This is a genomic window from Streptosporangium sp. NPDC020145 (assembly GCF_040631275.1).
In the GTDB taxonomy this organism is placed as follows: Bacteria; Actinomycetota; Actinomycetes; order Streptosporangiales; family Streptosporangiaceae; genus Streptosporangium.
The window spans coordinates 39,123-52,458 of the sequence record NZ_JBEXZT010000007.1 but is presented as its reverse complement, the minus strand read 5'-3'; the positions used below and the strand labels follow the sequence as shown (position 1 = coordinate 52,458).

Below are 13,336 nucleotides of genomic sequence, written 5' to 3'. Positions count from 1 at the left end.
CTCGTCCCAGGTCACAGGCGGGACCGCGCCTCCTGGACCTGACGCAGCACGCCGTCGGCCCGGGACGACCCGGCGATGGAACCCGCCTCGTCGAGAAGCCTCAGCGCCTCGTCGCGGCGACCCTCCCCGGCCGTGACATAGGCGAGCCCGACCAGGTTGGCGGCGACACCCGGAAGGAACCCGGCCTCACGGCGGAGCCGCGTCGACTCCTCCAGACGCTCCCTTGCCGCTCCCAGCCGGCCCGCCCGGTGCTCGGCGATACCCAGGTGCCGGAGGGAGTAGGACGCGGTCAGGGCGTCACCGGCACGCACCGCCCGCCGGTGGGACTGTTCCAGCACGGGAACCGCGGCGGTGTCGTCGTTCCGTACGACCTGGTGGAAACACCCGATCCAGAACAGGGCCTCCGCCTCGCCGCGTACGTCCCCGAGGCTCCGGTAGAGCTCGGCGGCGCGTTCGAACAGACCTGGTTCGTACGCCTCCCGGCGCCCGTCGGCCAGGAACCGCGCGTGCGCGACCCGCCCCCGGGCGAGGGAGAGATCGGCCTCGACCGCGTCCAACTCCCGATCGGCCGCCGCCACGGCGTCGGCGTCACCCCCGAAGACCGCCCGCTCGTACAACGCCCCGGCCCGCTCGATCCGATCGTCCGCGCCCATCTCGTCCCTCCACCGCCTTACGGGTCGTTCACAGCCTCGGCAGAGGCTACTCCCGGGCCCCTTGAGGCGTACCGGTGATCGTGGATGTCGTGATTTGTGGTACGTTCCCGCTCGTAAGGTGCAGCGCTCCTCGGTGAGCGCGTCGGGACATCCGGCCGGCACGGCAGCCTCAGCAAGGCTGTCTGGATCTCTCAGTGGAGAGCGTGCTCAGCCATGCCCGCAACCTTCCCCTCGCGCGTACGCGCGGTCCTCCTGCTCGTGGCCCTCCTTCACCATCCTGAAGGAGTCCGGCTCCCCGACGATCGCCGGCGGGCCTGAGGACGACCCCGCTCTTCGACGGCGCCGTCTCGATCCGTGCCTCGGCCCATGTCCGCTCCGGCGCGGGGCCCGCCGCCACCGAGCCTCGCAGGCCCTTCTGACGCTGGGCCGGTGTCTCTCCACCGGCCCGAACCCTGACCACACCATCCGAAGGAACACTTTCATGATTCTCGTCACCGGAGGCCGCGGCGCGGTCGCCACCCAGCTGACCGCCCTGCTGCACCAGGCAGGCCACCCCGTACGCGTCGCCTCCCGCGTTCCCGGCGAGCTCCACGTCCCCGACGGCGTCGCGACCGTCACCTGCGACCTCGGCGACCCGGCCACCTTCCCTGCCGCCCTCCACGGTGTCAGCGCGGTCTTCCTGTACGCCGAGGCGTCACACATCGACGAGTTCGTCGGCGCCGTCACCACGGCGGGCGTCAAGCACGTGGCGCTGCTGTCCTCAGCCAGCGTCCTCGACCCCGGCGCGGCCGACAACCCGCTGGCCGCCTCCCATCTCGACGTCGAGACCGCCCTGCTGAACTCGCCGCTGACCACCACGCTCCTGCGCCCCGGCTCCTTCGCGGGCAACGCGAGCGCCTGGGCGTGGGCGATCAAGGCGGGGCAGCCGGTGAACCTGCCCTACCCGGGCTCCTACACCGACCCCATCCACGAACGGGACATCGCCGAGGTGGCCTTCACCGTGCTCACCGACCCCCACCACCAGGGCGGAAACCTCCACCTGACCGGCCCGCGGACCCTCACCTTCAGCGAGCAGATCGACCGGCTCTCCGAGGCCGTCGGCCGCCCGATCACCGTCAACCACGTCACCTCCGAGGAATGGAGGCGGGAAGTGGCGGCCTACATCCCCGCGTCCTACGCCGACGCCCTGCTCGACTACTGGCACGCCAACGACGGCCGCCCGACTCCGCTCAGCGACACCGTCGAACGGGTCACCGGCCACCCGGCCCGCCCGTTCACCACCTGGATCCGGGACCACATCGCCGAATTCGTCGAGTAACCCTCCCGCGGCCGGGCGGACCTTCGGAATCACTCCTGAGGGCCGTCCGGCACCCGGCCGTCGAATCCCGCACGCTCGCACAACCGATCGGCCACCTCGCGCGAGCCGGTCGTCAGGACTGGGGAACCGCGCGTGAGCCGTAGGCCGGGCCGAAGACGACCAGTAGGGCCAGGTCCTCGGTGATGTCGACGAAGCGGTGTTCCTCGCCCGCCGGGACGAAGATCACGGCGCCGGGGCCGACCTCCGCCTCGCCGTCCGGCGTCACGATCCTGGCCCGGCCCGAGGTCACCACGTAGATCTCGTCCTCGGTGTGCGGGCTCTGGGTGTCGACCCCGCCCGCCGGGATGCAGTACGTCCCGACGGACAGATCAGGCACCTTGAGCTGCTCGACCCAGTCGTTGGCGGACCCACCGGCCGGCTGCGCCCACTCACCCGCACCCTTGATGATTCGCATGCCGACGACCCTACCGAGGGCCGTTCCCAGGTGAGAAAAGTGCCCAAAAGGGCTCCATCCCACGATGCTCACGGGCGGTCTTCGGGCAGGTGCCTTGTCGTCGTCGGCGGTCACGGCTGAACGTCGTCGATCCGGCATGAGCGGTTCTTGCCGCCGGTCGCCGACCGGAAGGCGATGCCGCTGTGACCGGCGGGAGAACCCCGGATCGTGCGGCGGACGTCGGCTAGAGGCGTGTCGCGGTGCGGACGAGGTCGGCGACGGCTTTGGATCTGCTGTGCGGTGGCCAGGCGATGACGGTCGTGACGGTCGGCGCGTCCGGCACCGGCACGATGGCGTGGTCGTCGCGTAGCCGGTCTCGGAGCGACTCGGGTACGACGGCGCAGGCCAGTCCGAGCGCGATCAGTTGGAACAGCTGGGTATGGTCGCGCACCTGCGGGCCGGGGCCGTCCGGATGGCTGCCATCCCGTTCAGGCCAGCGCGGCAGGGGCAGGTCCGTCTGGGCGTTGACCTCGGCCAACGACAGATACGCCCGGTCGGCGAGGGGATGACCCTTGGGCAGGACCACGATCTGCTGTTCGGCGTGCAGATCCTCGGTGTCGAATCCGGCCGTCGTGTCGTAAGGCCGGTGGAGCAGAGCGACGTCGGCACGCCCGGTGCGCAGCAGACCTTCCGGCTCGCCCGGCCCGCACAGCATCACCTCGACCGCCGCGGAGCCCGGTTCGGCGGCGTAGGCGTCCAGAAGCTTCGACAACAGTTCCCTGGACGCTCCGGCCTTGGCGGCCAGCACCACACCCGGCTGGTCGCCCGTGGCACGGCGGGTTCGCCGCTCGGCGGCTTCGACCGCGTCGAGCGCGGTCCGGGCCTCCCGCAGCAGCACCGACCCGGCCTCTGTCAAGGAGATGGCGCGAGGGGTGCGGTGCAGCAGAACGACTCCGAGCCGTCGTTCCAGCTGCTGGATCGCCCGTGACAGTGGTGGTTGCGCCATCGCGAGCCGTTGTGCCGCCCGCCCGAAGTGCAACTCCTCGGCGACGGCGACGAAGTATCGCAACTCCCGCGTCTCCACCCGCTCATCGTATCCAGCGCCGACCACGACCGATACCCGTGCGGTATCGCCGTCCACCTGACCGGTCTTGGACGCCCCACCCGAGCCCGCAACATGATCGGCGGTATGAGCGAACGGACGATCGCGCTGGTGACCGGCGCGAACAAGGGAATCGGATACGAGATCGCCGCCGGCCTGGGCGCGCTTGGCTGGCGAATCGGTGTGGGCGCGAGGGATCGGCGACGCCGAGACACGGCGGTCGGGAAGCTGCGCGCGGCCGGGGTCGACGCGTTCGGTGTGCCGCTCGACGTGACCGACGACGCAAGTGCGGTCGCGGCGGCCGAGCTGATCGCCGACCATGCCGGAGGGCTCGATGTCCTGGTCAACAACGCCGCGATCACCGGCGGCGTGCCGCAGACACCCACCACGGTCGATCCCGCGACGGTGCGAGCCGTCGTGGAGACCAACGTGATCGGGGTCATCCGGGTCACCAACGCGATGCTGCCGATGCTGCGCGACTCGGCGTCACCGCGGATCGTCAACATGTCCAGCAGCGTCGGCTCGCTCACCCTGCACACCACCCCCGGTATCGACATGGGCCCGGTGCCCACCGCCTACCTGGCGTCCAAGACCTTCCTCAACGCCCTCACCATCCAGTACGTCAAGGAGCTGAGCGAAACCAACATCCTGATCAACTCCGCCTGCCCCGGCCTGACCGCCACCGACCTCACCGGCTTCCAGGGCGTCCGCACACCACAACAGGGCGCGGCCATCGCGGTTCGCCTCGCGACCCTGCCCGACAACGGCCCGACCGGCGGATTCTTCGACGACGCCGGAACGGTGCCCTGGTAACAGCCACACCAGCACGAACCATGCCCGTTCTCGACGTCAGCCGCGCGTCGCGCGCCACAGGAGAGGCCAGCCGATAACGTCGTCGCCGGTCAGCCCTCGAACCGCACGACGGTTCCCATGACCGGCTCCGCGGAGACGAACCCGAAGTGGCGGGAGCCGAAGCCGCCGTCCGGGTCGTCGCCCAGGAGGACGAGCTGACCATCGGGTACGGTCCGTTCGGAAGTGGAGGTCGGCTGCGCCGGTAAAGGCGCGGAACACGACCGTTCACGGTTTGGACGGGCGAGATGCCGGTTCGCGCAGGAGCCGGGTCCCGTGGCTGCTTCCGGATCGCGCTTGTACTGCTGTCTGAGCCGGTCCGACCAGGCTCCGCCTACGACCAGCAGTTGGCCGCAACCGCGGTCACCGGAGGCGCGACCATTCGACCCGGGGTCGGGTTCGTCGACTTGATGAGGCTGAACATGTTCTTCCCTTCCGTTGTGAGGATCCGTTGATCGAGGGCGGGGCGCGAATGCCTCACTCTTCATTCCTGGATCGGTGACATCCGGGGCCTGAAAAGGCCGGCGTGGCCGCGCCCGCCGGGGCGGTCGCCGAAACCGCGCCCGGCGCGTGCGGGCCGCTCATGGGATGGACGGCCTCGTTCGGGACTGTGGACGCACAGAAGACGACCAGGGCTACGTGTACCGCCATGTCGTGGCCTTCCTTCTGCTCGGGCCGCCCGGCTGGAGCCCCTGTGCCACCATCTTTTCCGCTCGAACCCGCTCGCGCTTGAACATCGGTACGCGGCTTCTCGGAGCCCGCCGGGACGGTCATCGGGTCCGAAAAGCATGGTTGATTTGCGGGGGCGAATGCCGAGGGCTTTTCTTGATATCTGCGATAGAAGGTCTTTTCGTCGTGGAGGGAATCGCCGGATGCGGAAATGGCTCCATGCATTGACTGTTTCGAATGGTATTCATTGACATGGGTGTTTACTCCTACCCGATGACGTGTAATGCTTCGGCCATGTCCAGGGACAACTTGATGCACGCGCCCGACATCGGCATCAGAATCGAGCGCGCCCGTGGCGACGGCGGTCCTCCCACGGAGTGGTCAGGGTTTTCGCCCGACGAGACGGACGCAGTCGTCCTCTTCCAGGCCAGCGGCTTCGTCCGCGACGCCGAAGGCATGGCGTCCTATCTCGACCCCGTCACCGGATACGTCAATGTCGCCGGCACAGAGGAGAGGTTCGCCGAGCCCCTGGGCCGGGACTGGGTGTACACGGCGATCCTCTTCGAGCCGGGCAGCTTCGCCGATCGCTTCAGCGGCCCGTTGCGTCACGACTGGACCCTCCATGTCAGCGCGCAAGCCGACCTTCGCCATCGGAAGCTGCTAAGAGCCCTTCTGCGGGGAACCGACCGCCTCGAAGCCGAGGAACGGCTCTACCGGCTCTTCGACACGCTGACCCCGTCCCGGTCGGCGTGGAAAGCCTCCGCCGGCACTTCGATGGCCACACGCGTGGTGCATCGTCGGCTGGCGTTGGCCGTCCAGGAAGCCCTCAACGCCGGTTATCTCACGACGAACCTCGAAGATCTCGCCCGAATGGTCGGCGCGTCCCCCAAGCACCTGAGCAAGATCTTCCATACCGTCACCGGCCGCACCATCACCGGCTACCGGAACGACCTACGCGTCCGCGCCGTCCTCAACGATCTGACCGCCGGTGGCGACTGCCTCGCGGATCTCGCCGCCCGCTATGGCTTCGCCGACCACGCCCACCTGACCCGAACCGTCCGCAAGCACCTCGGTGAAGCCCCCTCCGTCTTGCGCGAGGCGCTGAGCGGGTAGCAGCGATCGTCGAACGCGTCGGGCAGGACAGGGTGAGCCGCGGCGGGTGTGGACGTCGAGACTCGCGATCCACTGGTGGCGGCCTCTTCCACACCCGGCACTTCCTGACTGTCACAACCCTGGAACCGGACGCCTGATCGGTAACGCCGGCCACATGTCGGCGGACCCATGCAAAAAGGCCGTACGGCGAGCCGCTCGGAGAGCGACCACCCCATGCCCTCTCGGTGGGACCGGCTCCTTCCGAGGTCGGACGCCGACCGTCCCGGTCGGTGCCTTGTGGGAGAAGGCCGGTCACCGGCGTGAGGCCGGGATGAAGGAGCAGGACCGGGGGGCACAGGCCAGGAGGTCTGGCGTCCGCCGGGGGTGATGGCCAGGTCGAACTCCTCGTGACCCGGTCCGCTTCGGCGTCCTACAAGAGGGGCCGGAGGGGCGGAGTCGGCACGATCATCGTCCGGGATCTGGTGGAATGACGAGTTGTGAGTGGTCAGGGCTGGCGGTTGGTGCGTCGTGTGGGTGCCGGGAGGGCTGTTGCCCCCGTGCTCGACGAGCACCAGCGGGCGGCTGTCACGCATGAGAGCGGCCCGCTGCTGGTCCTGGCCGGGCCGGGGACCGGCAAGACGACCACGATCGTGGAGAGCGTCGTCGACCGGATCGAACGCAGGGGGACGGACCCGGAACGGGTGCTCGTCCTCACCTACAGCCGCAAGGCCGCCGAGGAGCTGCGCGAGCGCATCACGGCGCGCGTGCGCCGTACGACCAGGACGCCGCTGGCGCTCACCTTCCACAGCTACGCCTACGCGCTGCTGCGCCGCGAGGCCGTACTCGCCGGGAATGTCGCGCCCCGGGTGCTGACCGCGCCCGAGCAGCTGCTTGAGATCCGCCGCCTGCTCCACGGCGAGCTTGAGGACGGTGCCCCGCTGTGGCCGCAGGACATGCGGGAGGCGCTCAGGACCAGGGGGTTCGCCCAGGAACTGCGCGACTTCATGGCCCGTGCCGCCGAACGCGGCCTGGACGGTGAGGACGTGGTCGCGCTCGGCCGGGCGCACGGCCGAGCCGACTGGGTGGCCGCGGGCCGGTTCGCGGGCCGTTACCAGGCGCGGTTCGACCTCGACCTGGAGCCGGTGCTCGACTACGCCGACCTGATCCGGGCCGCGGGGGCGCTGCTGACCGACCCCGAGGTACGGCAGCGCGAACGTTCCGCCTACGACGTCGTCTTCGTCGACGAGTACCAGGACGCCGACCCCTCCCAGGAGTTCCTGCTCGGGCAGCTCGCGGGGGAGGGGCGTGACCTGGTCGTGGTGGGTGACCCCGACCAGTCGATCTACGGGTTCCGGGGCGCGGACGTGCGCGGGATCATGGAGTTCCCCGACCGCTTCAGGAGGAAGGACGGCGGGAGGGCCCCCGTCATCGCGTTGCGGGTCTGCCGCCGCAGCGGCGCCGAGCTGCTGAAGGCCTCGCGGCGGGTGACGGCCCGCCTGCCGGTTCCGCCGGGCGGCGCCGGGCACCGCGACCTGAGGCCGCTGCCGGACGTGGAGCCGGGCGAGGTCCACGTCGTGGTGGCCGACGGCGAGGCGCAGGAGGCGGCGCTGGTGGCCGACACGCTGCGCAGGGCCCACCTGCTCGACGGCGTACCGTGGTCACGGATGGCGGTGCTGGTGCGTTCGGCGACCCGTCAGCTGCCGTTGCTGCGCCGGGCGCTGGTCGCGGCCGGAGTGCCGGTCGCGGTCGGCGCGGGTGAGCTGCCGCTGTTCCAGGAGCCGGGGGTGCGCCCGCTGATCAGGCTGATCCAGGTCGCGCTCGACCCGGAGATCCTCGACGAGGCGATGGCGGAGGAACTGCTGACCGGCGCGCTCGGCGGCACCGACATGATCGGGGTACGGCGGCTGCGCAGGGCCCTGCGTGTCGCCGAGCACGAGGCCGTGACCAGTCCGGAGGAGCACGACCTCGACGACCCGGCCCCTGCGGCCGAGCCCCGTTCCTCGGGCGAGCTGCTGGTGGCCGCGCTGAAGGACGAGCGGGAGCTGGTCAGGATCGAGCCGCACGTCGCGCTCCCCGCCGAACGGCTCGCCAGGCTCATCGCGGGCGCCGCGGAGGTCGTACGGCGCGGCGGCACCGCCGAGGACGTCCTGTGGGGCGTCTGGAGCGCCACCGAGCTGGCCGGACGGTGGACCGAGACAAGCCTGTCCGGCGGGTTCAGGGGCACGATGGCCGACCGTGACCTCGACGCGGTCGTGGCGCTGTTCGACTACGCGGCGGGCTTCGTGGACCGGTTGCCGCACGCCGGTGTCGAGGTGTTCGTCGAGGACCTCATCGCCCGGGAGATCCCCGGAGACTCCCTGGCCGAGCGCGCCCCCGACGGCGAGGCGGTGCGCATCATGACCGCCCACCGTTCCAAGGGTCTCGAATGGGACGTCGTGGTCGTCGCCGGGGTGCAGGAGGGGGCCTGGCCCGACCTGCGGCTGCGGGGGTCGGTGCTGGGCACCGACGAGATGGTCGCCAAGGCGGCCGGTTCCGAGCACGAGAACCCCGCGGCCGTCTCGGCGGCGCTGGCCTCGCAGATGCTGGCAGAGGAGCGGCGCCTGTTCTACGTGGCGGCCACCAGGGCGAGGAGGAAGCTGGTCGTCACCGCCGTCGGGGGGGACGACGCCGACGAGCGGCCCTCCAGGTTCCTGGCCGAGCTCGCCCCCGGCGAGACGGGGGAGACGGTCGTGGACGAGCGCTCCCGCTGGCTGAGCATGTCCGCGCTGGTCGCGGACCTGCGTTCGGCCGTCTCCGACCCGACACGGCCCGAGGCGCTGCGCCGGGCCGCCGCCGAGCACCTGGCCAGGCTCGCCGCCGCCGGGGTGCCCGGCGCGCACCCCAACGAGTGGTACGCCCTGACGGAGATCTCCGACGAGCGTCCGCTGCGCTGGCCGGACGACATCGTGCGCGTCTCGCCGTCCGCGGTGGAGAACTTCACCAAGTGCGGGCTGCGCTGGCTGCTGGAGACCTCGGTCGGCGCGGGCGGCACCGACGTCGCCAGGGGCCTCGGCACGGTCATCCACGCCCTGGCGGTGCTCGCGGCGACCGGCGAGGGGACCGAGGAGACGCTCGGCAAACGGCTCGACGACGTCTGGCACGAGCTGGACTTCGGCGGCGCCTGGTACAACCGCAAGCAGCGCGGCGTCGCCGAGGAGATGGTCTCCCGGTTCCTGCGCTGGCAGCGGGACAACCCCCGGGAGCTGGTCGCCCTTGAGGAGTCGTTCGTCGCGACGGTCTCCGAGGGCGTGCAGATCAAGGGGCGGGTCGACCGGGTCGAGCGGGACGGCGAGGGCAGGGCCGTGATCATCGACATCAAGACCGGCAAGCACGGCCCCAAGGAGGCCGACCTCGAACGCCACCCCCAGCTCGGGGTCTACCAGCTCGCCACGCTGCTCGGCGCGTTCGAACGGCACGGGATGACCGAGCCCGGCGGCGCGGCCCTGGTGCAGGTCGGAGACGCGGCGACGAGGAACGCCGCCAAGGAGCAGGCCCAGATCCCGCTGGCCGACGACACCGACCCGGGCTGGGCACGTGACATGGTGGACACCGTGGCGGCCGGGATGTCCGGCCCGGTCTTCCAGGCGAAGGTCAACGACGGCTGCCGCACTTGTGTCGTGCGGGCGAGCTGCCCGGTCAGCAAGAACGGAGACCAGGTGTGCTGAGCCCGGTTCAGCTCGCGGCCAAGCTGGGCATCCTCCCGCCGACGCCGGAGCAGGCCGAGGTCATCGAGGCAGGTCTCGAACCGATGGTCGTGGTCGCCGGGGCGGGTTCCGGCAAGAGCGAGACCATGGCGGGACGAGTCGTGTGGCTGGTCGCCAACGGCCTGGTCCGCCCCGAGCAGGTGCTCGGCCTGACCTTCACCAGGAAGGCCGCCGGGGAGCTGGCCGTACGGGTGCGTGAGCGGCTCAACGGGCTGGTCGCGGCCGAGCAGGTGCCCGCCGAACTGTTGCAGGGCGAGCCGACGATCTCCACCTACCACGCCTACGCGGCCAGGCTGGTCACCGAGCACGCCCTGCGGGAGGCGCTCGAACCCACCATGCGCCTGATCAGCCCGGCCGTCGCGTGGCAGCTCGCCGGACGGGTGGTCAGCGGTTACGACGGCCCGATGGAGCAGATCGAGTGGGGTCCGGCGACCGTCACGCGGGCGGTGCTCGACCTCGCCGGGGAGATGGCCGAGCACCTGCGCACCCCGCAGGAGGTGCGGGAGATCGGCGCCTGGCTGGCCGAGCGGTACGGCAGGCTGCCCGGCACGCCCACCCAGCTCCAGCGCAGGCCACTGGCCACGCAGCGGGCCAGGGAGCAGCTGCTTCCGCTGGTCGAGGCCTACGAACGGCTCAAGCGCCGCCGCGAGGTCGTCGACCACGGCGACCAGATGGCGCTCGCGGCCAGGATCGCCGAACGGCACCCCGAGGTCGGGGAGGCCGAGCGGGGCAGGTTCGCCGTCGTCCTGCTCGACGAGTACCAGGACACCAGCCACGCCCAGCTGGTCCTGCTGCGCTCGCTGTTCGGGAACGGGCACCCGGTGACGGCGGTCGGCGACCCCTGCCAGTCGATCTACGGCTGGCGCGGGGCCTCCTCGGGCAACCTCACCCGCTTCCCCCGCGACTTCAGGACGGCCTCGGGGGAGCCCGCCCCGGTCCGCCGCCTTTCGGTCAGCTTCCGCAACGGCGACGCCGTACTCGACGTGGCGGCCAGGGTGCAGATCCCGCTGCGGCTCGAAGCCCGTGAGGTGCCGGTGCTGGTGCCCGGCGGCAACCGGATCGAGCGGGGCCGGGTCGTGACCGCCTTCCACGGGACCGCTGAGGACGAGGCGGAGTGGATCGCGGCGAAGATCTCCGGGCTGCTGGGCGGTGAGAGCGCCCCCGACGGGCTGCCCTGGGGCGACGGCGAACGCAAACGGGCCAAGCAGAGCGCCTGGGGCGGGCCGCAGTGCCTGCAGCCCCACGACGTGGCGATCCTGGCCCGCAAACGGTCGCAGTTTCCCACGCTGCGCAGGGCCCTTGAGGCGCGGGGCATCCCGGTCGAGGTGGTCGGTCTCGGCGGGCTGCTGACCGTGCCCGAGGTGGCGGACATCGTGGCGACGCTGCGGGTGATCTACGACCCGACGGCCGGGGACGCCCTGGTCAGGCTGCTGTCCGGGCCACGCTGGCGGATCGGTCCCGCCGACCTGAAGGAACTGGGTGACCGGGCGCGTGAGCTGAGCCGGGAGACCCGTGAGGGCGGGCCCGGCGGCGTCGCCGACCCCCTCGACCAGGTCGTCGCGGACATGGCCGAGGAGCGGGGCAGTCTGGTCGACGCCCTCGACGAGCTGCCGGAACGCCCCGAGTGGCAGGAGGCGTTCTCCCCGCTCGCCCGGGTCCGCCTGGTGGCCATGGCACAGGAGCTGCGGGTCCTGCGCGCCCACACCGGGCAGCCGCTGCCCGACCTGGTCGCCGAGATCGAACGCAGGCTCGGCCTGGACATCGAGGTCGCGGCCAGGGGCTCCGCCGGTGTCTTCGCGGCCCGCGCCGACCTGGACGCCTTCCTCGACGCCGCCTCCCGCTTCGCCGGAGACTCCGAGGACCCGACGCTGGGGGCGTTCCTGGCGTTCCTGAAGGCCGCAGACGAGGAGGAGAACGGCCTCGACGCGGGCCGGGTCGGAGAGAGCAACAGCGTCAAGCTGATGACAGTCCACGCCTCGAAGGGCCTCGAATGGCCGGTCGTGATCGTGCCGGGGATGTCCCAGGCGTTGTCGAAGGGCGGGACGCTCACCGTCGGCACGGTCTTCCCGGCCAGGCCGACCGTCAGCCCCAGGTGGACGGAGAACGCGCGCAAACTGCCGTACCCGCTACGGGGTGACGCCTCCGACCTGCCCAGACTCGGCGGTCTGTCCAAGGAGGAGATCGGCGACTTCGACGAGCGCTGCCGGGAGCGGGAGCTCCTTGAGGAACGCCGTCTGGCCTACGTCGCCGTCACCCGTGCCCACTACCTGCTGATCGCCTCCGGCTACCGCTGGGGCGGCGGGTCGAAGCCCCTCGACCCGTCCGACTTCCTGGTCGAGGTCCGCGACACGTGCGGGCGGGCCGAGGTCTGGGCGCCGCCCCTTGAGGAGGGGGAGACCAACCCGCTGCTGGCCGAGCCCGCCGAGTCCAGGTGGCCCGTCACCCCGGCCGGGGCACGGTACGAGGCCGTACGGGACGGCGCGGACATGGTCAGTGCGGCGCTGGCGGCGCTGTCGGCGCTGTCCGGGGAATCCGAGGAGCCGGAGGTCGTCCCGGTAGAGGAGGTGTTCGTCGTCGAGGACGACGAGGTGCCCTTCCCCGACGACCCCTACGACGATCCCTACGAGGATCTCAACGGGGACCTCGGCCCGGCGGGCCGGCCTCTCCCCGAACCCTATGACGACGTCCCCGACCGGGTTTCCCCGGCGTTGCGCGGGTGGGACAGGGAGCGGGCCAGGGCCTGGGAACGCGACATCGAGCTGTTGCTCAGGGAACGTGAGCTGAACCGGCGGCGCGGTCCCGGCCGGGTCGAGCTGCCCACCCATCTGACCGTGTCCTCGCTGGTCACGCTCGCCTCCGACCCCAAGGCCCTGGCCCGGCAGATCCGCCGTCCCGTGCCGAGGAAGCCCGCCCCGCTGGCCCGCAGGGGCACCTCCTTCCACAGCTGGCTCGAATCCCGCTGGGGTCAGCAGCGGCTGATCGACGAGCTCGACCTGCCCGGTTCGGCCGACGAGACGGGCGAGGCCGACGAGGCCGCAGACATCCAGCTGGCCGAGCTGCGCGAGCGGTTCGAGGAGAGCGAGTGGGCGGACAGGGAGCCGCTTGACGTCGAGGTCCCGTTCGAGACCATGATCGCCGACCGGCTGGTCAGGGGCCGGATGGACGCGGTCTTCGAGACACCGGACGGCGGTTACGAGGTCGTCGACTGGAAGACCGGCAGACGACCGAAGGGGAAGAAGGCCGAGGTCGCGGCGGCCGTACAGCTGGCGGCCTATCGGCTGGCCTGGGCACACCTGGCGGAGGTCCCGCTCGGCCGGGTGAGCGCGGCCTTCCACTACGTGCGGCTCAACGAGACCATACGGCCCGCCGACCTCCTCGACGAACGCGGCCTGGTCGCCCTCATCGAGTCGGTCCCCGCGATCGGTTGAACAGCTGACGTGTCAGGTCACGCCAACGCCTCGACCTCCGTGCCGGAGA

General features: G+C 71.2%; 9 protein-coding genes. 5 read left to right on the top strand and 4 right to left on the bottom strand.

The annotated features are described in order from the left end of the window. Positions 1-11 precede the first annotated feature (11 nt). Positions 12-653, bottom strand: coding sequence for a hypothetical protein (locus ABZ463_RS15380; protein ID WP_362776473.1), 642 nt, complete (start codon positions 651-653; stop codon positions 12-14). 481 nt (positions 654-1,134) lie between these two features. On the opposite strand from ABZ463_RS15380, the gene ABZ463_RS15375 reads away from it, so the two are divergent. Beyond that, complete coding sequence (locus ABZ463_RS15375) at positions 1,135-1,971, top strand: NAD(P)H-binding protein (protein ID WP_362776471.1); 837 nt, start codon at positions 1,135-1,137, stop codon at positions 1,969-1,971. Positions 1,972-2,083: 112 nt separating this feature from the next. Here ABZ463_RS15375 and ABZ463_RS15370 read toward each other — a convergent pair whose 3' ends face one another. Beyond that, positions 2,084-2,425 carry a cupin domain-containing protein gene (locus tag ABZ463_RS15370; protein ID WP_352016246.1) on the bottom strand — a complete coding sequence of 114 codons (342 nt, stop codon included), beginning with the start codon at positions 2,423-2,425 and terminating at the stop codon, positions 2,084-2,086. 223 nt (positions 2,426-2,648) lie between these two features. Then, on the bottom strand, positions 2,649-3,488 hold the full coding sequence (locus tag ABZ463_RS15365; RefSeq protein WP_352016245.1) for a LysR family transcriptional regulator: 840 nt from the start codon (positions 3,486-3,488) through the stop codon (positions 2,649-2,651). 105 nt (positions 3,489-3,593) lie between these two features. Here ABZ463_RS15365 and ABZ463_RS15360 point away from each other — a divergent pair, with 105 nt between their 5' ends. Further along, positions 3,594-4,319 carry an SDR family NAD(P)-dependent oxidoreductase gene (locus ABZ463_RS15360; protein ID WP_362776468.1) on the top strand — a complete coding sequence of 242 codons (726 nt, stop codon included), beginning with the start codon at positions 3,594-3,596 and terminating at the stop codon, positions 4,317-4,319. Between the two features lie 89 nt (positions 4,320-4,408). Here ABZ463_RS15360 and ABZ463_RS15355 read toward each other — a convergent pair whose 3' ends face one another. Continuing rightward, positions 4,409-4,843 (bottom strand): S26 family signal peptidase, encoded by a 435-nt coding sequence (locus ABZ463_RS15355; protein WP_362776465.1) that lies wholly within the window; start codon positions 4,841-4,843, stop codon positions 4,409-4,411. Between the two features lie 493 nt (positions 4,844-5,336). On the opposite strand from ABZ463_RS15355, the gene ABZ463_RS15350 reads away from it, so the two are divergent. The 3 genes from ABZ463_RS15350 (at position 5,337) to ABZ463_RS15340 (ending at position 13,287) form a co-directional block, all read left to right on the top strand. Then, complete coding sequence (locus ABZ463_RS15350) at positions 5,337-6,137, top strand: helix-turn-helix transcriptional regulator (RefSeq protein WP_362776463.1); 801 nt, start codon at positions 5,337-5,339, stop codon at positions 6,135-6,137. Between the two features lie 536 nt (positions 6,138-6,673). Beyond that, positions 6,674-9,820, top strand: coding sequence for an ATP-dependent DNA helicase (locus ABZ463_RS15345; protein WP_362776461.1), 3,147 nt, complete (start codon positions 6,674-6,676; stop codon positions 9,818-9,820). After that, the gene (locus ABZ463_RS15340) at positions 9,814-13,287 is read left to right on the top strand and encodes an ATP-dependent DNA helicase (RefSeq protein ID WP_362776459.1); all 3,474 of its coding nucleotides are present in this window, start codon (positions 9,814-9,816) and stop codon (positions 13,285-13,287) included. The genes ABZ463_RS15345 and ABZ463_RS15340 overlap by 7 nt, the downstream gene beginning before the upstream one ends. Positions 13,288-13,336: the final 49 nt, after the last annotated feature.